We start from the raw sequence: 23,443 nt of genomic DNA, 5'->3' as shown, positions 1-23,443 counted from the left end.
TTAGCTCTTTTGGGGGTAAGTGATTTGTAATGAAAAGAAAAGCGCTTTTTTAACCGTCTGTGATCTTCGTGTGTGATGATCTGTAACAAAAGAAGTGCCGTAGGTTTGATAATACAAAAAGAAAGTAAGTTTTTATGGGAAGTTTGTTGTACGCTAGTGAACATCTATCTTGTTTTAATTATAGTATAGGTGAAAGTTCCAGGGTTAATTGTGTGGTTTATCCAAAAGGCCACCAATGGGAAGGGGTACTGAATGAATGTGATATTATTTTTATATTAGAAGGAAGTTTACACCTTACATACGACCGCTTTACGGATCGACATATTCCAACCAAAAAGATATTCTTACTCCCTCCAGGTTGTCATTTTAATGCGTATACAGAAGAAGGTGTTACTTGCTTGGTATACCGCATCCAGGATTCCTTTCGTTTTTGTGATCATTTTTCCATAGAAAATCTACAGAAAGAAAAAATTGAATACGATGTGGATGAAGATCTATTGGATATTAATGAAGAAATGGAGTTGTATCTCTCCTTTTTCATGGAAAATCTGGATAACGGTCTTCGTTGTGTACATTACTTAGAATTAAAAACCAAAGAATTATTTTTCCTTTTCCGCACCTATTATTCCAAAGAATTATTAGCAGCCTTTTGTCATCCTCTGATCAGTATGGACGCTTCTTTCTCGGAGTTTGTATTTAAAAATTACAAAAGTGTAAAGACGGTGAACGAGTTTGCCGCTTTGGCATCCTACAGTACTTCCGGATTTGAGAAGAAGTTTAAACAAGTATTTGGACTATCTGCCTATCAATGGATGAAGCAAAAGAAAAATCAACAACTTTACCATGAGCTTAATGCAACAGATAAACCGATCAAACTTATAGCAGAAGAACAAGGATTCCCTTCTCTTCCGCAATTTAATGATTATTGCAAGAAGCATTTTGGATTTCCTCCCGGAAAGATACGAAAGATGAACCGAGCAACCTGAGGACAGGTAGTTCCGACGTTATCGGGAAGCATCCAGAGGGAATAGTATGTCCGCTTAAAACCAGTCTTTCTTTTTCATATACAACCAGGTCCCCAAACCAACAACGATCATAACAGACCAGGCGAAGAGATATCCATAAGACCAATTCAATTCAGGCATAGAGGTAAAGTTCATTCCCCACAATCCGGCCAGGAAAGTGAGGGGGATGAATAGCGTAGATACAATTGTCAGGCGTTTCATAATGGCATTCATACGAAGGTCGTTGTTGGATATGTACAGGTCGACCAGGGCAGAGATAATCTCCCGGCAACTTTCGGTCGTTTGTACCACATACTGAAGTTGATCGGATATATCGGTATAAATAGGAATAAGATCCGGTGTTATGAAGCCGCTTTGTGTACGTAATATTTTCGGAAATTGTTCTTTTAGCGGTAGACTGTTCTTGCGTATAATCATATAATCACGCCGGCGTAGCTGAATCATAGTCCCCATATTCTTCTGGTCATTGTTGATGTCAAGCAGCGTTTCTTCAATATCTTCCAACAACTCTTCCACCTTGGATACGGTTTCAGCCAAATTCGCCATGATCGCATTCAGGAGAAAGGCCAATAAGAGACCACTTCCTTTGGTACGGATGTTTAATAGGTTGGATGCCAATGCTTTTTCAGTGGACTCGAAAACAGGGTTGTTGCTTTCCGTAAAAGAAATGACCGTGTTTCCGGTTACGAGTATACTGATATGCTCCGAATGTATTTCCAGATTCGCATCGTAATAGCTGGCATTGAGTATGATCAGGAGGCGGTCATTGTATTCTTCCACCTTCACCACATGTTGAGGTGTCAGGATATCTTTGGCATCCAGGTTGTGCATTCCGAAATCTTTCACGATACGTGTAATGGCATCGGCATCAGTTAAGCCGCTTACCTGAAGCCAGTTCATGTGGTTATTGTCTACTATTTGATTGAATGATTCAGTTGTTTTCACCTCCCGGCTTTGAACTTTCTGCTCGTTGTATTGAATAAGCCGGATACCGGTAGCCGTTTCATGTTCTCCAACGTAATAATAGGTATCGGATAAATGCCGGTTGGAAATATGCCTTCTTTTGCGTTGGTTTGTTTTACGACTCATGATCTCAACTTATTAATCAAATTCTACGACAGTAATACCTGCCCCTCCGAACTGCACATGTTCGTCTTTGTATTGCGCCACTCCGGGGATAGAGCGCAGGTAGTCACGTATCAGTTGACGAAGTATACCCGTGCCTGTGCCATGCAATATGCGTACTTTGCCAATGCCCACCTGGATCGCATCATCAATGAAATAGGTAACCGCTTGTAAAGCTTCATCTCCTCTCATACCTCTGACATCTATCTCCTGCTTGAAATGCAATTTCTTTTCATGCATGGTGTCTGCAGTCTGGGTACTGACGAATGTACTTTTCTGCATCTCTTTCTTAAGCTGTCCTTTGCTCACCTTTTCCAACTGTTCCCGTTTGACGGTACTTTTTATCATACCGAAGGCGACAACCACTTGTTTGCCTTGTACTTCCATAACCGTACCGGCAGAGGTCTGTCCTTTCAAACGCACATTATCACCCACTTCGATCACCTCTTTGTTAAAAACAGGTGGAGCGCTCGTTTTGTTCTTTTGCTTTTTACGTTCGTTCCGTTCTTGGATCTTTTCCATTTTCCGGGCGATCTTTTCATCGCTTTCTTCTGCTTCATGGATGGATGTTTTAAATGCATCCAGTGCTTTTCGGGCGAATTTGGTTTGTTCCTTTTCCGCCTGGGCTTCTTTTATCTCCCGGATCGTATTTTCTATTTTGGCATTGGCATCCGACAAAATGCGTTGAGCCTCTGCTTTGGCTTCGCGCATAATCTCTTTGCGTTGTTTGTTTACCGCCTCCAGGTCTTCAGCATACCGGCGGGTGATCTCTTCCAGTTTCTTTTCCTGTTGACGAATGTTTTGTCGTTTGCTTTCCCAATACCGTTTGTCGCGGACGATATCCTGCAGGTATTTATCCATATCGATATAATCGGATCCGACTTTCGTAGAGGCATCGGCAATCACATCCTCCGGCAAACCGATCTTCCGGGCTATTTCGATGGCAAAGGAACTTCCAGGGTTCCCGATCGATAGTTTAAAAAGAGGTTGCATCTGATGCCTGTCGTATAACATGGCTCCATTAACTACCCCTTCCTGTTCTTCGGCAAAATGTTTCAGGTTCTGATAATGGGTCGTGATGATACCAAAGCTTTGTTTACGGTTGAAACGATCCAATAAAGCTTCGGCTATGGCTCCTCCGATCTGCGGCTCTGTGCCGCTCCCAAATTCATCTATGAGTAAGAGTGTCTTTTCATTCGCATTCTTCACAAAGAATTTCATATTTGTCAGGTGGGAGCTATAGGTACTCAGGTCGTTTTCAATGCTTTGTTCGTCACCGATGTCGATAAATATATGAGAAAAAATACCCGTGTGGGAACTTTCATACATAGGAACCAATAACCCGCATTGCAGCATATATTGCAGAAGTCCTACGGTTTTGAGGCAAACCGATTTTCCTCCGGCATTTGGTCCGGAGATTATCAATAGACGTTTTTCCTTATGTAATACAATATCTAAAGGAACAACTTGTTTGCCTTGTTTTTGATGAGATAGAAAGAGTAGGGGATGCACAGCCCGTGACCAGTCTACTTCCTGTTTGTTTTCCATCGCCGGTTTGATGCCTTGGATTTGTTCGGCAAACAATGCTTTGGCGCGGATAAAGTCTATTTCTCCCATAAAGAGGTAGGAATGCAGAATGTCCGGCACGAGTGGGCGCACCGTGTCCGTAAATACAGTCAGTATCCGGATGATTTCCCGCTTCTCTTCTCCTTCCAGTTCACGGATGCGGTTATTGGCTTCGACAACAACCTCCGGTTCGATAAAGACCGTTTTCCCGCTGGCAGATTCATCATGCACAATGCCTTTGATCTTTCTCTTATACGCCGGTGCAACCGGAATCATCAAGCGTCCGTCGCGCATGGTAGGAGTCACATCCTTATCGACCAGCCCTTCCGTTTGTGCCGTACGTAGAATAGACTGCAGGCTACGGGAGATACTGTTCATCGTCACCGACATCTCCTTCCGGATATGCGCCAGTTCGGTAGAAGCATTGTCTTTTACCCGTCCGTATTTATCCAGTATAGTATCGATCTTTCCGATCAGTTGGGGAAAGACCAGTACGTCGCCAGCCAAAGCCGTGAGCGCCGGATAAAGTATTTCATCCTCTTGTGAAGGGTGGAAAAAATGAACGATATCATGGATCGTTTGCAGGGAACGTTTCAGGTCGAACAATTCTTTTTCATCCATCCAGGTACCTTCCGGCCGGATGCGTTGCAAGGAATAACGTACATCAAAAAAGTAATTGTCCGGAAAGTCGGTGTCTCCGTGCAGGATACGTACAAATTCATTTGTTTGTTCCAGCCAGGTCTGTATGGTGGAATACTCTGTGGAGAAATGCATTTCGGCAACCCGTTCTTCTCCGAGTGGGCTCAAACATTTGTCAGCGATTAAGCGGCGAACTGTATCGAAGCCCGTCTTTTGCTCAAAATTAGGTGGATATATCACGTGTATCTATACTCTTTTTATTTGATCTCAATATTTACTTCCGCCCGGATAGTGGGACGAATCGTAATTTCTTTTTTCTCTTTTCCTCTCTTTATCTGGAAGATACAGACATTGTTTCCCGATGGGTTTATATAAGGCGCAAAGTTGTACAGATAAGAAAAAGCAGACAGATAATCTGCCTGTTGCACGGCATCGGCTATTTGTGTATACTTGAATGTATCCCATAACATACAGTGTTTGAACCCGTTTGCGTCGGTAAACATTGTTTTCGGGTCGCGGAACTGCATGGTGTGGGAAATGAACTGTTTGTATGATTTGGTAAATGCTCCCGCTGAGCGGTCCATCCGGTGACGCCCGATCCGTTCCACGATGTCTTGTGGGCGAACCCCTGCCGCATATGCCGGGGAATTGCGATCGACTTCAACAACCTGCTCCAGACGGTCGATATCGTATTGAATACCTGTATAATTGTAACTTTTCTTTTTTACGGTAAAAGGTACATTCTTCGTGTATTTTACATAAGGATATTGCATGCACATCAGGGGGATATGGATACGGGCATAATCTTCCAGGCGGTAAGCCGTCTCCAATAATTCACTCGCTTCACATTCCCATAATACCCGGTCGAAAATATATTTTTGGTCAATCAATCGAATGCCCAATTGCAAGAAGTAGGCCGCTTCCGACTCTGCCGCCTGGGGACTGAGGAAGGGCAGTTTTTCCATCCGGTTATACGATAAATCGTACCGGAAGATAGCTTCTTTCTCTACCAACACCTGGTTTGCTCCTCTGTAATTCGGGTTTTTATCAAAGTAATAAAAGGTCTGAACCAATATATCCGGTGCTTGGGTATCCAACAAAAGACCTTTTTGTGTCAGTTCCTTTTGCAGATAGCCATTGATGGTGGTTTCTAATGTCTGGTTGTTGGCATCGATGGGAGCGAAGGCAAATGTTTTGAAGGCTCCAAAATCAATGTTGTCATCTGTTGTTGTCGTTCTAAACGGACAGATGAACTGGCGTTCACTGGTTGTTTCCAGGCTGTACATATTAAAAGCGATGGCCAACTGTTCTTCCGTGATTGTATTTGCTTTTTTACACTCTTTGTAGACTTTTATTTCTTGTTTTTCGTTACTGCCTATCGAGTAAACGGTTAAGAGTACTTCGTTCTTATCCGCCGGGTTCAATAGTTGGGTGACATCGTCTTCCGTCACATCCGTCACCGCAATACCATCAATCGCTTCGATGACATCATAGGGTTTTAGTCCGGCTAATTCAGCCGAGGAATAGGGATATATACTGTTAATAACCAATTTGTCTTTTCCCCAATGATTATTTTGACTGATTTCGTAAGTAAATCCCAAGCGACAGATTATATTGTTGCGGTTTTGTGCTCCCCCATTTATATATATACTTAATAGTAAGATAACGGTAAATATTTTTTTCATAACAATCAATTCTTTTTATGGACAGTCCTTTGATAAGTACCTATTTAATTAATTAAGACAAAGATAAAGATATTTTTATTTAAGATGAATACTTGGCAGCATATTTGATGGTATAATACTGTGTGAACAGATCGTAGAGACTCTCGTATACGTACGATACGTAGGTGGAGTTTCTTGTATCTGTCTTATAATTAGCAAGTAATAAAAAAAAGAAATAAGTTATGAAGGATGTAAATCAGAATAAAGAAAGAGAAAAGGCTTCGTCGAACGAAGAGGTGTGTCAGGAGGAAGCGACAAATTTGCAGGAAGAACAGTCAAATCCGACAGCTCAGGAAGAAAATGCTGACAATGTGACGGATGAGAGTGAAGCTTTGCAAAAGAAATACAACGACCTGAACGACTCCCATCTGCGGTTGATGGCTGAGTTTGATAATTACCGCAAACGTACATTGCGTGAAAAAGCCGATCTGATCAAGAGCGGAGGAGAGAATATACTGGCAGGTCTTCTGCCTGTAATAGATGATTTTGAACGGGCAATGCAAACAATACGAACTGCGGAAGATGTCAAAGCTGTTGCGGAAGGGGTGGAGTTGATCTATAATAAATTTCTCTCTTTCCTGTCTCAGCAAGGGGTTAAATCGATAGAAACCATCAGTGAACCGTTTGATATGGAAACATCCGAAGCAATCGCTACCATCCCGGCACCGGAAGAGAACCTGAAAGGTAAAGTACTGGATTGTGTGCAAACAGGCTATATGTTAAATGACAAGGTGTTGCGTCATGCAAAAGTCGTCGTGGGCGAATAAGCTGAAAACAAGGAAAAATAAATACGAAGATGGCGAAAAGGGATTATTACGAAGTACTGGGTGTCGCCAAAACGGCAACAGTAGAAGAAATAAAAAAAGCGTATCGTAAAAAAGCGATCGAGTTTCATCCGGACAAGAACCCGGGCAATAAAGAAGCTGAAGAGAAATTCAAAGAAGCTGCTGAGGCCTATGATATATTGAGTGACCCGCAAAAGAAACAACGGTATGATCAGTACGGACATGCCGGTGTCGGAGGTGCTTCGTCCGGAGGTGGTTTTGGAGGCGGTATGTCTATGGATGATATCTTCTCCCAGTTTGGAGATATTTTTGGAGGCCATTTCGGTGGTTTTGGCGGATTCGGTGGTTTTGGCGGTGGTTCGCGTGGCGGACGCCGGGTAAACAGAGGTTCGGATTTGCGGGTGAAGGTGAAGTTGAATCTGAAAGAAATAGCCAACGGAGTAGAAAAGAAGATTAAGGTTAAAAAAGCCGTTTCCTGTACGCATTGCCACGGTACGGGAGCGGAAGATGATAAAAGCGTAAAGACCTGTGAAACCTGTCACGGTAGCGGAGTGGTTACCCGGGTGGCCAATACGATCCTGGGGCAGATGCAGACGCAATCGGCCTGTCCGACCTGTAATGGCGAGGGTAAGGTAATTACCAAGAAGTGCACCGTCTGTGCCGGAGAAGGCATTGTGACAGACGATGATATCATAACAATCAACATCCCAGCCGGGGTGGCCGAAGGCATGCAATTGTCCATGAGCGGCAAAGGAAATGCGGCCCGCCACGGGGGAGTCAATGGGGATCTGCTTATCCTGGTAGAAGAGGAACAACATCCGGAGTTGATTCGGGATGAGAACGACCTTTTGTACAATCTCCTGTTGAGTGTGCCTCAGGCTACTTTGGGTACCACCGTAGAAGTGCCGACTGTCGATGGAAAAGCCAAACTGAAGATCGAACCGGGAACGCAACCGGGTAAAGTACTTCGTTTGCGCAACAAAGGACTTCCTTCGGTCAATAGTTATGGTACGGGAGATTTGTTGGTCAATGTGAGCGTGTATATCCCTGAAACATTATCCGCATCCGAAAAAGAAACGATGACAGGATGGGAGAACTCACCCAGCTTTCAACCCAGTAAGACAATGAAAGAAAAGATATTCAGCAAATTCCGTCATATGTTTGATTGATCCTGAAAAAAGCAGTCTTTTCGGGAGGAAATAAAATTGCCGATATATATCGACACAAGTGCCGACATATATCAGCACAAGTGTCGACATATATCAGCACAATTGCCGACGATTGTCGGCAATTTTATTTTCCCGCCATTTTGACTGAGAAATTACTTTTTTTCTTTTTCCTGGTAGGCGGTGGGGGATAGTCCGTACACCGATTTGAAGTTACGGGCAAAGTAAGAGCGACTGGCAAAACCTGTTTTTTGTGCTACTTCGGATATGTTCAAATTGGTTTCACGAAGAAGTTGAGCCCCCACTTCCAGGCGGATGTTGCGGATAAGTTCTACAGGAGAAAGCCCGGTCAGTGTTTTTACTTTGCGGTAGAAGTTGGCCCGGCTCATACCGAGTTGGTTGTAAATAAAAGAGATGTCGAGTTCATGGTTAGAGATATTGGTTTTTACGATCTCTATATATTGATTGAGAAAGTCATCTTTCATCGTTTCGGGATTGATACCTAAAATGTGTAGAATAGGGGAGGTATCACTGGTTACCGTTTTATGGCGGGTGGCAGCGAGCAGGTTGCGGATGCGGGCTTTTAGAATGGTTATTTGAAAAGGTTTGGTGATATAGTCGTCTGCTCCGATATCCAATCCTTCTTCTATTTGTGAGACAGACGACTTGGCTGTCAATAGAATGACGGAAATAGACCGATATTCCTCGGTGTTTTTTATTTGCCGGCATAATTCGACTCCATTCATTTCCGGCATAACGACATCGGTTATCACTAAGTTGGGTTGCGTTGTGTGAACGATCTCCAAGGCTTCTCTACCATTGGTTGCACAAATCACTTTATATTCATTTTCCAATTCCTGTTTCAGGTAGTCTCTGATTTCAGAATCATCGTCAACGATTAACAAGGTTTGTTTTCTATGTGCCTCTATTTCTTCGAGTAAGATATGGGTTTTTTGTGTGATTTCAGTAAAGGCTGTTTGCGGTTTATGGATCTCTTCTTGTTGTTCCGTATCCGGTAATAGGATCATAAAACGTGTGGCTATTTCATTACTCTCTGCCCAAATCACACCCTGGTGCATTTCAACGATAGAGCGGGTAAGGCTTAACCCGATGCCGGTACCGGAAATCTCCTGGTGAACATCCTTTTTGAACTGATAGAAAGGTTCGAAAATTTTCATCCCCTCTTCCCGGCTGAATCCTTTGCCGCTATCTTTTACTTCGATATAAATAGCTGGTTTATCCTCTATTTTATTCTCCTTGTCGCCAGGAGTAGCCTGTCTGATACAAAGGGTTACCTGCCCCTGAGCAGGGGTAAACTTGAAAGCATTGGATAACAGATTGAAAAATACTTTTTCTATTTCGGTCTCGTCATAACGCACAAGATAGTTGGTGGGAAGCTCGTTTTGAAGGGTGAAACTTACTTTTCTTCTTTCCGCTATATGGATAAAGGATTGAAAGGTTTCCTGGATGCATGCGGAGAAGTCAAATGTCTTTTTATGCAATTTAGAATCTCCGGCTTCATATTTTTGAATATCCATCAGGTTATTAACCAGCATCAACATACGTTGTGTATTTTTCTTCATCCGCTTCAAGGCCTGCTTGATCTCCTGGGAAAAAGAAACGTTCTGCATCACCTCTTCGAGCGGATTGATAATCAGAGTCAATGGGGTACGAAGTTCGTGTGCGAAATTGGTAAACATACGCAGGCGTTCATCGTGTAACTCTTTCATGCGCTCCTGTTCTTTCTGTCGGTACCGGATATCCCTTTCCAGTTCATGTTTGCGATGCTGATACCGGTAGATTTGGTAAGCAAGGGTCAAGGCGATGAGTATATATAAGGTATAGGCCCACCAGGTTTTATAAATAGGGGGAGCGACGGTGATGGTGAGTGTGGTTTCTTCCGGGTTCCACCGGCCGTCGTTATTGGCCGCTTTGACGCGGAAGGTATAGGTTCCGGGTTGCAGGTTGTTGTAATGGGCCTCTCTTCGGCCACCCACAGCCTGCCAGTCGGTATCGATACCCTCTATACGAAACATATACTGGTTATCGGCCGAATGGATATAGTTGAGTGCGGCATAACGGATCATCAGATGGTTTTGTCCAGCTTTCAACCGGATGGAAAAGTGATTCTTCTGCGTCGACTCCTTCAGTTGATGAATAATATTTTCGTTGTTATTGGTAATAATAGAGGTGATATAGAGTGGGGGAATGCTGGGGTTTTCCTGCATCTTATCCGGATTGATAGCCAATACGCCGCGGCTTGCCGGAAAATAAATGATACCGTCGGAAGAGACGGTGCCGGCACACATAGTGAATTCCTGTTGGGGTATATCGGTTTGTTTGACCGATAAAAACTGGTCTGATTGCCTGTTGTGGCGGAAGATCTCTTTCACTGTGGCAGCCCATATATCCCCTTTGTGGTCGATCACCATGGAGGTTACATAAGAATCGGTCAGTCCGTCAACCGGCAGGTATTGTTTGATAAACTGGAGATCCCGGTTGAATTTAAGTACTCCCGACTTCGTAGTCGATATCCATATAAAAGAAGGATCACTCAGTATCGAAGTGATGGCGCCCAAACGTTCTTTCTGTATGGAAGCAGGCAAGCGTTCCAGCAGGTTTTCTTTTGTGCCCGTTTTCCAGTTATAAAGTGTAAAGGAATTGAATAATCCGCCTAAAAGGAAAAGATCCTCTTCGATTTCATGAATCACGGTTGTTTGTGTCAGGCCTTCCATCTTCCCGTTTACAGGGAAGGTGTTGGTTCTTTTTCCGTTTTCAACCACCACCGTATGGGCATTTGTTATCGTCGGTATCCACAACCGTTTTTTACGGTCTATATATAAGGTGTAAATATCATTTTCTTTGTAGTCATACAATAAGGTATAGGTTTCCCTGGATATGGAAAAGGAATAGACTGATCCGAAGTGTGTGGTACAAAGTATTTCATCGGGATTATCCGAGAGCATGATATATTTCAGGATGTTTCGTTCGTAGTTTGTATGATGCAACGGTTTGAGAGGATATACCTTTTGTTCGTGGGTTTGCGGATTATAAAAGAATAACCCGCTTCCTTCGGTGGCAAACCATAAATGTCCCTGTTTATCCTGTATGCCTTTGCCCATAATCCCGGTGTACATCTGTGGGATGATGTACGAGATTTGTTTGTAATAAGGGCTGTGGTAATTGATTCCAGCCGAGTAGGTTCCGATCCACAGGGTCTGGTCTTTATCCAGTAACATGCTGTGGATGGAGTAATGACTCAGGCTGCCTTGCCCCTGCAGGTTGACCGAAAGGGCTGAGACTTTATGGTCTTTGGTGTTGAGGATGTTCAAACCGCTGAAAGTGCCGATAAGTACAGAGTCTTCATTGAGGAAGGTCATCGAACGTATGGTGTTGTTGCCCAGATTGGAGTTTTGGCTGTTATAATTGGTTACTTCCCCGGTGGCATAATCAAAGTAACAGATGCCGGCTTCATCCGTACCGATCCAGAGACCTTTTTTGTCTACTAAAAGGACGTGAATCAGACTTTGAAGCATAGGGTATTCCCGGGCAGAGAGTTGTTTTTTCAGTTCCCAGTCGGAAGAATAAATCAATAAACCGCTGTTGTCCGTACCGATGTAGATATCCCCGCTCACCGGATTCTGGGCAATCGATCGAAACGAATAAGATGGAGGATCCAGGTGTTTATACGGGCTTACTCTTATATCCGGATGGCAGAGAAAGAGGGTCGTTCCCTGGAGCATGTAAATATTCCCATCGGTATGGGATAGAAGCAAGTTGATATTGTCGGAGGTCGCCAGGGAATCGATCTGCCGGGGGTAAAAACGATGAATACTCTGTCCGAGGTGTTCGATACAGCTAAGCCCGTTTTGTGTGGCTGCCCATATGTTTTTGTTCCGGTCTTCCTGAATGTCTTTGATGTAACTGTCGGTCAGTGAATGGGGATTGTTTAATTCGTTCCGGTATATTTGAAACTCATATCCGTCGTATTTACTCAATCCGTTGCGGGTAGCAAACCAGAGGTATCCATCGGAATCCTGAAATATCTTCAATACGGAAATCTGGGATAAACCGTCTTCGACATCCAAATGAGAAAAGAAAAAGTCGGTATTAGCCTTGATCGCAGAAAAAGGCAAAAGAAGTATAAGTAAATAGAGTAAATTAGATCTAAACATGCTGTAAATATAGCAATAAAGGAGGATATGAGATAATATTTCCTCCTTTTGAGATTATTTTAATTGTGGCTGATAGAGCATAAAACCTACCTTTGTTATAAATAAAATGAGATACAATGAATACACGAAATTTAGTTTTAGGCGTTCTGTTTTTAGCCCTTGCCGGTCAGATTTCTCTCTACGGGCGCGTGGTGGAATCCTTTAATTCCGGATGGTCTTTCAAGAAAGCCCCTGCCGGCAACGAATTGATTCAGCAGGTACGTACTTGGGAGACGGGTTGGCAGGAAGTGGATTTGCCCCATACCTGGAATGCAAAAGATATGCAAGTGGCCGCCGCCTCTTTTTATGAAGGAATAGCTTATTATCGGAAGCATTATTTCTTTCCCGAAACAATGAAGGGGAAGCGGGTATTTCTTCGTTTTGAAGGAGTCGGTGCCTGTGCTGAAGTATATGTGAACGGTGAGTTCGTAACGGAGCATAAAGGAGGTTATTCGGCTTTTGCCTGTGAGATTGGTAACGTATTGAAAGCTGGAGAAGAAAATGAGATTATTGTAAAAGCCGATAATAAATCGCGACCGGATGTTATACCCGTGAATCACAGTCTTTTTGGGGTATATGGAGGCATATACCGCCCGGTGTGGTTGATTGTAACTGAACCTTATACCATCTCCGTTACAGATAATGCTTCCGCCGGGGTGTATATCACACAAAAGAATGTATCGCGTAAACAAGCAGAGGTACAGGTAAAAGTGAAGTTGGACAACGGCACACTGCAACCTGCCCCTTTGACACTTCAAAACAGTATTTATGACCAGCGTGGCAAATTGATTAAAACACATAAGCAATCGTTTGATTTGACTCCGCAAGGAAGCCAGTCGTTGGTGTCTTCGTTTACCCTTCAGAACCCAATCCTTTGGCAGGGACGTAAAAATCCTTATCTGTATAAAGTGGTAAGTCGTCTGTTACAGAACGGTCAGGTGATTGACGAAGTGGTACAACCGTTGGGTATCAGGAAATATGAAATCAAAGCTGGAGAGGGTTTCTACCTGAATGGAGAGAAATATCCGATGTATGGTGTCTGCCGGCATCAGGATTGGTGGGGGCTGGGAAGTGCCTTACAGAATGAACACCATGACCACGATTTGGCAACGATTATGGATATCGGAGCAACAACGGTACGTTTTGCGCATTACCAACAATCCGAATATCTGTATGCGCGTTGCGACAGTCTGGGGTTGATTATTTGGGCAGAGATTCCTTTTGTGAACCGTGTTACCGGACAGGAAGCGGAAAATGCACGAAATCAATTGCGGGAGATGATTCGTCAGAACTTTAATCACCCGTCAATCTATGTATGGGGATTACACAATGAGGTGTATCGCCCCCATGTATATACCCGCGAATTGACACAGTCGTTGCATGACCTGGCTAAGACAGAAGATCCGGATCGTTATACGGTTTCGGTCAATGGATACGGACATATGGAACACCCGGTAAATTTAGTGGCAGATATTCAAGGGATGAACCGCTATTATGGTTGGTATGAAAAGAAACTGCAGGATATAGAACCTTGGGTAGAAGGGCTGGAAAAGAATTATCCCCATCAGAAGTTAATGTTAACAGAGTATGGAGCCGATGCCAACCTAAATCATCAGACAGAGTATATGGGGGAGTCCCTGAATTGGACAAAAGAGTTTTATCCGGAGACTTTTCAGACAAAAACCCATGAATATCATTGGAGTGTAATCGCCAAACATCCCTATATCATTGCTTCCTATTTATGGAATACGTTTGACTTCTGTGCCCCATTATGGACGCGTGGGGGAGTACCAGCCCGGAATATGAAAGGCATGGTTACCTTCGACCGGAAGGTGAAAAAGGATTCTTATTTCTGGTACAAAGCCAACTGGAGCGAAGATCCGGTCTTATACCTTACGCAGCGTCGCAATGTGGACAGGGAAAAGAAGATTACGTCGGTTACTGTTTATTCCAATATAGGCAGTCCGAAAGTGTATTTGAATGAGAAAGAGTTAACCGGTGTGCGTAAAGGTTATACCGATGTACATTATGTATTTGATGAAGTGACTCTTGCACAGGGTACCAATACCTTGAGAGCGGTTGTCGTCAAAGAGGGAAAGACCTATGAAGATAGGATCGAATGGAAATATACGGGAGAAAAGAAACGGGAAACCGATACCTATAGTATCCGGGGAGAACATTACGGATTCTAAAGAGAAAAGAAACTATTTCTCCAATCGTTCAATAAAAGAAAAAAAAGATGTCTCCCATGTTCTATTTATAACGAACATGGGAGACATCCTCTTTTTATAACTGAAGGGGAATAATTTATTTCTTAAACGGATCTCCTTGAGGACTTTTACTTACTACCCAACGGAAGGCATTTATAAATAATAACTTCTGTGTAGCATCGGTAAATTCTTCATCCCCATGCCCCATATTCAGGTAGATCATCCGGTATTTCTTATGGGTCCATACGACAGGGAAGTCTCCGAAATTGACAACATCCTTTATCCCTAAAGGATAATTGTCCGGAGAAATGGAAAGTAAGACTTCTACATCTTTATTCTCTCTCGGGCTGGGATTCCATTGGTACCATTCGCTATCCGGGGCAATGAAAGAGACCGGCAGGTTTTTCGTGATGGGATGCGAGGTATTGTCCACAACCAATTTGACCGGTTGAGGGGGCCAGTTGTTACAATAGAATACACCGCCTCCTAAGAAATCAAGGAACCAGGGCCATTGGGCGTTTTTATCGTTATAGGCAGCTACATGGAAACCCATCCATCCTCCGCCGTTTTCCATATATTTCTGGAACGTTTCCCGTTCTGTTTGGGAAGAGGGATAGCCATTGAGCATAACGACGATATTATATTCTTTCAATTTTTCATAGGGATATTCGGAAAGATCCATCGTGATATCCAGGATAAACCCTTTTCCGTAATTTAGTTTTTTGAAGAACTCAACTCCTTGTTTGGCAAAGTCCACATGTGCTTCTTCGGCATGATGTGTATAATAAACAAGTGCCTTGAACCGCGGACCGTTGGCGTAATTAGCCGGATATCCTTCCGGTATCTGTGCCTGTGCAGAAAAAAGAAGGCTGAAAAGGAAAAGAGAGACGAAAGTGAATGTTTTATTTTTCATGTGTATAAAGATATATTATTAATAGATATGAATTATTTACCGGCTCCCCATTGGATAGCGTTTCTGAACATGGTCGTGAACTCCGGGGTATCGAAAAGCTTATTGCTATGGCCGATCAGAAAATAGACGTTCCGTGCTTTTTTTTTCTTATTCACCCAAACCACCGGGTGATCTCCCATTTTTATATCCGATGTCGGTTGATAGGTAGATTCATCCACAGAAGCTAATACCTGTACGTTCGGGCGCGGGTTTTTGTCAAAGGTATACCATTCGTCATCAGGTATGACGAATGATTCGTTTACGCCTTTCATCACCGGATGTTCTTTATCCTCAACCTTAACAGTGCCGTCAGCCAGAGGTGCGATATAATTTTGGAAACGGATACCTCCCATAAATTCAGAAAACCATTCCCACATAGGATATCCGTCGAATTCCCCGAGCAGGGTCGCATGGTGAAAACCTACCCAGCCTCCTAATCCATTATCGATATATTGCATAAACGCATTTTCTGCCTCCTGAGTCCAGGTATATGGAGGGAAATCCAGTTGGATGATCAGGTTGTATTGAGAAAGATATGCTGCATTGATCGGTTGGGTATTGTTGATCTCTGTGAAAATAAAATCTTGCGTTTCTTTTTCTTGTTCCAGCCATTGCAGGGCGGCATCGGTAAAACCTCCGTGTTGACCACCGCGTTCTGTCAGTACCAAGACATTGAATGGTTTGTTTTCTTTGCCTACTGTTGTGGCTTTCTCCTCTTTTTGAGAAGCGGTTTTCATACTGCAACTGCATACGATGAGTGCTATAAGCACGAATAAGCTACCTGTCTTTTTCATAAGGGTGTAAAAATAATAGAAATGTTTATAATTCGGTTTATTCATATTCTATAGCTAAAGTAATCCATTTGCCTGCTGAGGTAACCCATACTTCTTTGTAGCAGGCATTATTGGTTTGTGGCCAATAGGGGATATCTTCATTATGCAAGGAACGGATACCTACCGGCATTTCACCGACAGCTTCACCAGAGGAGAAGTTGTCTTGCTGGGGATAATTATGTCCTTCTCCGTAAATGAGAGATTGTCCGAAAGGGTTTTTACCTACTGTCCAATAGAGTTGCTCCCGTCCTATGCGAAGCAATTCTTCATCCTGAAGGAAGTGACCGCATAGGGCGGCGGCTTTTCCTGTGGAGAGATGCACGGCTGTGTTTCCGTTGAAGATGCTGAACCAGACAGGGAAACGTTTCATATAATGTTCTTTATCTAATTGTACGCCTTTTCTGATTTGTTCTCCGTACAACTCTTTGGCATTTTTCGGAGGGAAGAGATGTAAACGGTAGAAACTAACAGAGTCCTGGGCTTCGTCGATATGATAGACACCGCTGGACAACATACCGTAGGGTGCAGTATATGGCATCAATCCTTTCAGATAGCCTCCATAGAGACGGATCGATTCGACCCACAGGGTATAATCCGGATGCTGTGGTTGGGTTTCACAAAGCAATGTCATTGCCTGCATATATACTTGTTCCCTGGATTGATGAATATAATGAACAATTGACTTTTTTGATTTATCCCGGTAGAAGAAGCCTTTTGTTTTGTTTGTATCTTCCAGCGGTTCTTTCCGTTGACAGTCCAGGGTGAATTGAATATATTCTGTGGCTAACCGGGCATACTGCGGTTCTTTTGTCAATTTATAGAGCATGCTTGCCGCCCAGGAAATAGTTGCCATGTATTGACTTTCGGACGTATTATATCCATGTTCATAGAAATGAATAAATTCTCCGTATCCGACCTCTTCGTGTCTTTTCATGGCAAAGGCAAAATCTTCTTTAGCTACCCGTTGGAGATGTTCCTGTAACATCGGATCCCGGTCGATCGAAAGCGCAGCATAGGCTTCATAACCAGCATACAGGAAGTTGTTGAATGCCAGGTTTTGCACACGTACGGAAGAGATATCATCCAAGGTGTTAAATACGCCATCCTGCCAGATAAGAAGCCCGACACTGCTGGCACGATATCCATCCCCATAACGGTTTTTCAGGATAAACTCCAATCCCCATTCGGCTTCTTCCAACAGACGCGCTGCCAAGAGTTCGTTTTTGTATTTCAGTTTATTGTATGCTTCCAATAGGGCATACGTGACATCACCGGTCTGAAGTGTTTGTTGAGACAGGTCACCAGCATCATGCCAACCGCCTGCGTAGGAAATCTTTTTTCCGTTATGTTCGGAACATAAGTCGGTATGGCAACTCCCATGTTTGCCTGGCACGGGATAACCGCAACGTTGGCAGAATATGAAATTCAGTACTCTCCAAAGCGAATTCTGCCAAAGGTGTTCTCCGATGCGGAAAGAGGGAGTGGTCACGTCTCCTACTTTCAGTAGATAATAACCCGGTTGATTGAAGGAGGAGAAGTCTAATACATCAAATTCACCGAGAGTGGTCTTTTCATGGGTGATCCGACCATGAAGTACAGGGTGGTTCTTTTGGGTGTCAATGAGTTGGAAAAGGTTGTTGTGTTTCTTTTTATCCATATGGACAATCGCAGTCTTGCGGTCATGCAACATATAACCGGTAGAGGAATAAACAATTTTGTTAATGCCCGGCATCCACCCACTTACAATTTCGGGGTCTTCTATCTGCTGCAATTCGATTTTATCGATATAATAGATCGCCGAATCTCCCGTAGTCCTGTCTTTCCCTTTCAAAGAAACGCTAAAGCCGATCCGTGAAACCTTATCCCGTTGATACTCATCGAGGTCAAGGAAACAGCGGTTCCATTGTTTATTCACCAGGTTTATCAGATGGGAACCAGACTTGCGGTTGGTTCCTGGTCTTTTCGGGGTATCTTCGTTCTCAAAAGACAGATTCAGATTGACGACACGGGCCCCGTCGCAATCGGGGTATATATCAAAGAGTATACGGTTGTACTTTTCCCAATTTTCTCCTTTTATATCCAGATTGATACGAGAGTTTCCATAAGTGGCATAGTCGGGATCGGAAGGACTTCCTTCTGCCCTTTTACCGGTGGAGGTTGGGTAGGATAGTTTCAAACTACCTTGTCCGGAAACCGTGTGTTTCATCGAAGTCGTCATTTCACCTATTCCTGCATGTTTCCACATTGTAAGGTCTTTCCATTCATTCAATGGTTTACTATACAGTATCTTCTTTTTCAGTCCGTTGGCTTCGAATGACCGGGAGTCGTCGATCGGTAATGGGCTATGGATAAGTCCTGTTTGTATGATTGCCTTTTCCAATGTTTCATCGGGTGTTATCCGCGTTTGGGAAAAGGCAGTTGTCTCACTTGCAAGAAGCGTCAGGATAATGTATACAATGGTATGTCTTTTTATAAGTATCTGCATGAGTCATTGATTATTTATTCAGGCTGTTGTAAACGGTTTGGCGCAAGTTTCCGGCTTCGTTATCTCCGTCATAATCCCAATACATGGCTCCCAATAGTCCGTTATCCAGGATGTACTGGCATTTGATAGCCAATGACTGAGGGTCGTCATATCCGCAAACGAATAACCCTTGGTCATTTGTCAGGTATGGAACCTGAGCCGTATCATCCCATTTCCGGGTATATCCTGTCAGCTTTTCAATTTTTTTGTAATCGGTAAAATGAGAAAGACTCTCATCGGCCCGTCCGTAGAAAGGCATTCCAAGTACCAGCTTTTGAGGAGGCACTCCGGCTGCCAAATGCGCTTTTACTGCTTCATCTGAAGTAATTCCCCCCGCATTTTCCGAACGATACAACGCTGCGTGATGTTTGGGAGAAGAAGCCATGTCATAAGCCATTATATTGGTAAAGTCTATATATGGATCGATCGCTTTGAAGTCTATGTATTGGGCACTTGCCACAGTGGCTTGTGTCAATAACATCTCTTTACCGATAGCTGCGCGTATATCTCTCATTAACAGTGTATAGTTTTGTGTATCCTCCGGTGAAGAAGATATATTAGCCATGGAAGAGGTAGGATATTCCCAATCGATATCAATGCCATCCAGGTCAAATTCATGGATTACCCGTTTGCAATCTGCGGCAAAGCTTCTTCTGTGTGTTTCATCAGCTGCCATCTCACAGAAACGGCCGCTTCCCCATCCACCGATAGATAAGAGGACTTTCAAAGATGGAGTTTCTCTTTTTAAAGCCGTAATTTGTTTTAGACGTTCCTCATTGCTTATGCGTACACCATCAAAAGAATCGTTTACATGGCCGAATGCATAATTAATATGCGTTATATAAGTCGGATCAGGAATTGTATTACTCCAGGAAGTAACATAAGCAATTACTACTTTCTTCTTTTCTTCCCGATAGGGATTTCCTTTTTTTGTATTGCAACCTATTCCGGTAAGTAGTATCAGAATGGGTATCAGAATTGTTTTTAGAGTTCTCATATTTCTGTTTCAGCTGATTGATACACTTTTGAACCGATTAATGCGTAGTATAACATAAATAATTCCCCAAAGATCACAATAAACCAGGACCAACGCCATCCACCCATTGTGTCGGCAAGCACTCCCTGTAATAAAGGAAGGATAGCACCACCAACAACACCGATCATGAATACACCGGATGCTACGGAGGTGTATTTACCCAACCGGGCTACCGACAGGGTAAAGATGGCTCCCCACATAATCGAATGAAACAGACCGACTGCCGTTAATAACCAGGGATTGTTTAAACCGATGGCTAATAAGGTCAATACAGTGGCTGATATGGTTGTTACGATTAATTGTACGCGGGCAGGAACGGTACGTAGAGAGCTGCCGACCAACCTGCCGATAAGCATTCCGCCCCAGTACAAAGTGGCCATCAGTGCCGGGATCGCAAAGTGGATGCCAAACAAAGTGAATGAACTGTTACCGCAGAAAGAGAAGGGACCGTTTAAGGACTCTTGTTCAATCGCATAGAGGTTGATGTTGGCACCAATACACACCTCTACACCTACATAGAAGAATATAGCGATGACTCCTAACGTAAGGTGGCGGAATGACCATACACTCTTTTCCAGCTTTTCCCCTTCTTCCGCTTTTGTCCCTTGTATATCCGGAAGAGATAGTTTCATCAGAGTGAGTACGATAATGGCAATGATAACCATTAAAGCCAGGAAAGGGAGCATCAGTTGGTTCACTTGTACCTCTTCCATGGCTAAACCTCCAAATACAATGCCTGTAACAAAGAAAGGGGCGATCGTTGTTCCGATAGAGTTTGCCGATCCTCCGATCGCCATACGTTGAATTGGTTGTGTCCCTTTCACGAAACAGGCAGTCAGATAAGGGTTAATCACAACCTGTAAAATCGTTGCGGAAGCCCCTACAACAAAGGAACCCAACAGGAAAATAAAAAATCCGATAGGAACGATATGGGTTCCTATATGCAGGTTTGCCTGCGGAAAACGAATCGTGAACCAGGAAGAAAAGAAAAAGAATCCCAGTCCCAGTATCATAATAAAAAGGGAACGTATGAGGGTTCCTTTATATCCATAATGTGAGGTCCAGGTAGAACCTACCTTTCCACAAAGTGGATAAGCCAGGAACCAGGAGAAAGTGATCAGGGTAGCGAAAGTATTTTTTAAATCACCTACCCCGGTAAGGAATGCTTCCTTTAGGGGTGCTTGAAACTGTGTGTTGGCTGTTGTCAGGAAACCGACAATGAAAAAGAGGAAGACCATGGTGATAAAAGGGCCTATATAACTTATTTGTTTCTCTTGTTGTGTCATGGTACTTTGTTCGTATAAATAGGTTAAACAATCTGTATATTACCAGTCTCTTGTCAGCATACTTGCCGATTCAGTATCGAGTAAGCATTCACAGTGCGGGTGAAGTTGCAGGATAGAGGCCGGCAGATCTGTTGTCACAGGGCCTTCTATCATTTCTTTCACGATGGCAGCTTTGGATATACCTTTGGCTACCAGTATTATTTTGCGTGCTTGCATAATGTTTTTAATACCTAAAGTCAATCCTCCTAATTCTTTGTCTGCAGAAGAGTTGGTTTCTTTTCGGATACGGACTTCCAATTCTTCGTCCATTTTTGAAAGCCATGTTTCCCTTTCAAAAGGAGTGCCGGGCTGATTAAATCCCAGGTGACCATTAGTCCCTAATCCTAGTATCTGCAGATCGACGCCTCCTCTTTTTTCAATAGCCTCCTGAAATATGTGGCATTCTTTAGGGAAATCGCTAGAGAAGGTCGGTGGCATGATAAAGTTTTTTTCTTCAATACCCAATGCATCTATTATTTCATTTTTCAACATTGTATAACATGCACCGACATATTCGCGGGGTACGTTGGTCACTTCATCTACTCCAAAGAATGTGATTTCAGATACAGAAAAGGGATGCGCTTTATATATTTCGCTGATTAATAGGTGGAGATTCTTTGTTGTTTTACCGGTGGATAATCCGATAACTGCTTGAGGATTAGATAGTATTTCTCCGATGATTCTCCAGGCTGCCGTATGATCGAACGCTGTTTCATTTTTAGTAATAGTAATTTTCATATAGTCTTCTTTTTTGTATGTATCTTGATTCCATATGCATGGCTACAGCTCCGGATGGGGCTTTATATTGTCTTCGTGGTTTTCGCATACAATACTACGAAACAATGCTTTGATAGGGGTTTGATAACTAACAAAAAAGGTTTGATGATTGTCAATAGGTTGCTATGTAGTTGACTTTTTATACCTTTACATCCAAATAAGAATATAGATGGCAAAGACAAAAACTGTATATGTTTGCTCTGGTTGTGGAGCCGATTCTCCCAAATGGTTGGGCAAATGTCCGAATTGTGGCGAATGGAACAGTTATGTGGAAGAAGTCGTTAGTCGGGAAGTAACCCCCAAACGGGTGATTCCCGGAATGACAGACAAAGAAAAAGCGCGTCCCACCTTATTGCGGGATATAACTACAGAAGAGGAAGCCCGGATAGACCTGAGAGATGAAGAACTGAACCGGGTATTGGGGGGAGGACTTGTTAAAGGATCCTTGGTGTTGATCGGTGGAGAACCGGGTATTGGCAAATCGACATTGGTGCTTCAAACGGTGTTGCAGTTGAAAGGACTGAAGACTTTATACGTTTCCGGTGAAGAGAGCGGGCGTCAATTAAAGTTACGGGCCGATCGTCTTTCCCAGGAAAATGCCCATTGTTTCATTCTTTGTGAAACAAATTTGGAACAAATCTTTGTACAGGCACAAAATATACAACCCGACCTAATGATTGTTGATTCTATTCAAACAGTTCATTCGGAGGTGATAGAATCTTCTCCCGGAAGCATCTCCCAGGTACGTGAATGCAGTGCTTCTATCCTGAAATATGCAAAAGAGACGGGGGTCCCTGTCTTGTTGATCGGACATATCAACAAAGAAGGCAGTATTGCCGGACCGAAAGTGTTGGAACATATTGTAGATACGGTTTTACAGTTTGAAGGAGACCAACATTATATGTACCGTATCCTTCGGAGTATAAAGAATCGTTTTGGGAGTACAGCCGAGTTGGGGATTTATGAAATGAGACAGAATGGTTTGCGTGAAGTGAGTAACCCTTCGGAGCTTTTGCTTACACAGAACCATGAAGGATTAAGTGGTGTGGCTATTGCTGCGGCGATAGAAGGAGTTCGTCCTTTCCTTATCGAAACACAGGCTTTGGTCAGTACGGCGGTATATGGCACTCCACAGCGGAGTGCTACCGGATTTGATTTGCGCCGGATGAATATGTTATTAGCCGTATTAGAGAAACGTGCCGGCTTTAAATTGGGGCAAAAGGATGTTTTCCTAAACATTGCCGGAGGATTGAAGGTCAACGATCCGGCGATAGACTTGGCTGTAATCAGTGCCATCTTATCTTCCAGCCTGGATATCAGTATCGAACAAGGCATTTGTATGGCAGGAGAAGTGGGGCTTTCGGGTGAGATCCGTCCTGTTAACCGGATCGAACAGCGCATCCTGGAAGCGGAGAAGTTAGGCTTCTCCCGTATCCTTATACCCTATAATAATCTAAAAGGTTTTGATGTCTCTAAAAGCAAGATTCAGATCGTGCAGGTAAAAAAGGTGGAAGAAGCTTTCCGCCAGCTTTTCGGATAATA

At 43.3% G+C, this 23,443-nt stretch carries 13 protein-coding genes and 2 pseudogenes; 5 read left to right on the top strand and 10 right to left on the bottom strand.

Annotation, left to right across the window (positions count from 1 at the left end; translation table 11 throughout):
• Window positions 1-212: 212 nt before the first annotated feature.
• Window positions 213-986 (top strand): AraC family transcriptional regulator, encoded by a 774-nt coding sequence (locus D0T51_RS12375; protein ID WP_163724100.1) that lies wholly within the window; start codon window positions 213-215, stop codon window positions 984-986.
• Between the two features lie 54 nt (window positions 987-1,040).
• Here D0T51_RS12375 and corA read toward each other — a convergent pair whose 3' ends face one another.
• Genes corA through D0T51_RS01255 form a run of 3 tightly spaced genes read right to left on the bottom strand, consistent with a single transcriptional unit; the run spans window position 1,041 to window position 6,040 of the window.
• Window positions 1,041-2,114 carry a magnesium/cobalt transporter CorA gene (gene corA / locus D0T51_RS01265; RefSeq protein ID WP_163724098.1) on the bottom strand — a complete coding sequence of 358 codons (1,074 nt, stop codon included), beginning with the start codon at window positions 2,112-2,114 and terminating at the stop codon, window positions 1,041-1,043.
• Window positions 2,115-2,126: 12 nt separating this feature from the next.
• Window positions 2,127-4,595 (bottom strand): endonuclease MutS2, encoded by a 2,469-nt coding sequence (locus D0T51_RS01260; RefSeq protein ID WP_163724096.1) that lies wholly within the window; start codon window positions 4,593-4,595, stop codon window positions 2,127-2,129.
• Window positions 4,596-4,612: 17 nt separating this feature from the next.
• Window positions 4,613-6,040, bottom strand: coding sequence for a DUF4136 domain-containing protein (locus D0T51_RS01255; protein WP_163724094.1), 1,428 nt, complete (start codon window positions 6,038-6,040; stop codon window positions 4,613-4,615).
• Window positions 6,041-6,261: 221 nt separating this feature from the next.
• On the opposite strand from D0T51_RS01255, the gene D0T51_RS01250 reads away from it, so the two are divergent.
• Complete coding sequence (locus tag D0T51_RS01250; protein ID WP_163724093.1) at window positions 6,262-6,846, top strand: nucleotide exchange factor GrpE; 585 nt, start codon at window positions 6,262-6,264, stop codon at window positions 6,844-6,846.
• Between the two features lie 29 nt (window positions 6,847-6,875).
• On the top strand, window positions 6,876-8,033 hold the full coding sequence (gene dnaJ / locus D0T51_RS01245) for a molecular chaperone DnaJ (protein WP_163724091.1): 1,158 nt from the start codon (window positions 6,876-6,878) through the stop codon (window positions 8,031-8,033).
• A gap of 152 nt (window positions 8,034-8,185) precedes the next feature.
• On the opposite strand, the gene D0T51_RS01240 is transcribed toward dnaJ, so the two are convergent.
• A complete protein-coding gene (locus D0T51_RS01240; RefSeq protein ID WP_163724089.1) occupies window positions 8,186-12,205 on the bottom strand; it encodes a hybrid sensor histidine kinase/response regulator transcription factor in 4,020 nt (1,339 codons plus the stop codon).
• 116 nt (window positions 12,206-12,321) lie between these two features.
• On the opposite strand from D0T51_RS01240, the gene D0T51_RS01235 reads away from it, so the two are divergent.
• Window positions 12,322-14,436 (top strand): glycoside hydrolase family 2 protein, encoded by a 2,115-nt coding sequence (locus tag D0T51_RS01235; protein WP_163724087.1) that lies wholly within the window; start codon window positions 12,322-12,324, stop codon window positions 14,434-14,436.
• Between the two features lie 115 nt (window positions 14,437-14,551).
• On the opposite strand, the gene D0T51_RS01230 is transcribed toward D0T51_RS01235, so the two are convergent.
• From D0T51_RS01230 to D0T51_RS01205, 6 genes and pseudogenes are all read right to left on the bottom strand, one after another.
• Entirely contained in the window at window positions 14,552-15,367 is an 816-nt protein-coding gene (locus tag D0T51_RS01230; protein WP_163724085.1) for a ThuA domain-containing protein, read from the bottom strand.
• Between the two features lie 32 nt (window positions 15,368-15,399).
• Window positions 15,400-16,104: pseudogene (locus D0T51_RS01225) on the bottom strand (ThuA domain-containing protein); the annotation flags it as partial.
• Window positions 16,105-16,237: 133 nt separating this feature from the next.
• Window positions 16,238-18,724: a glycoside hydrolase family 9 protein gene (locus tag D0T51_RS01220; protein ID WP_163724080.1), complete on the bottom strand. Its 2,487-nt coding sequence runs from the start codon at window positions 18,722-18,724 to the stop codon at window positions 16,238-16,240.
• Window positions 18,725-18,743: 19 nt separating this feature from the next.
• A pseudogene (locus D0T51_RS01215) lies at window positions 18,744-19,760 on the bottom strand (glycoside hydrolase family 18 protein); the annotation flags it as partial.
• The gene (locus D0T51_RS01210; protein ID WP_163724077.1) at window positions 19,757-21,085 is read right to left on the bottom strand and encodes an MFS transporter; all 1,329 of its coding nucleotides are present in this window, start codon (window positions 21,083-21,085) and stop codon (window positions 19,757-19,759) included. The pseudogene D0T51_RS01215 and the gene D0T51_RS01210, both read right to left, overlap by 4 nt.
• Before the next feature lie 39 nt (window positions 21,086-21,124).
• On the bottom strand, window positions 21,125-21,862 hold the full coding sequence (locus tag D0T51_RS01205; protein WP_163724075.1) for a 6-phosphogluconolactonase: 738 nt from the start codon (window positions 21,860-21,862) through the stop codon (window positions 21,125-21,127).
• A gap of 208 nt (window positions 21,863-22,070) precedes the next feature.
• On the opposite strand from D0T51_RS01205, the gene radA reads away from it, so the two are divergent.
• A complete protein-coding gene (radA, locus tag D0T51_RS01200) occupies window positions 22,071-23,441 on the top strand; it encodes a DNA repair protein RadA (protein ID WP_163724073.1) in 1,371 nt (456 codons plus the stop codon).
• The last annotated feature ends 2 nt before the right edge of the window (window positions 23,442-23,443 follow it).

The sequence above is a fragment of the Parabacteroides sp. 52 genome (genome assembly GCF_010500925.1).
GTDB lineage: Bacteria > Bacteroidota > Bacteroidia > Bacteroidales > Tannerellaceae > QVMG01.
This window is presented reverse-complemented; position numbering and strand designations above follow the sequence as displayed.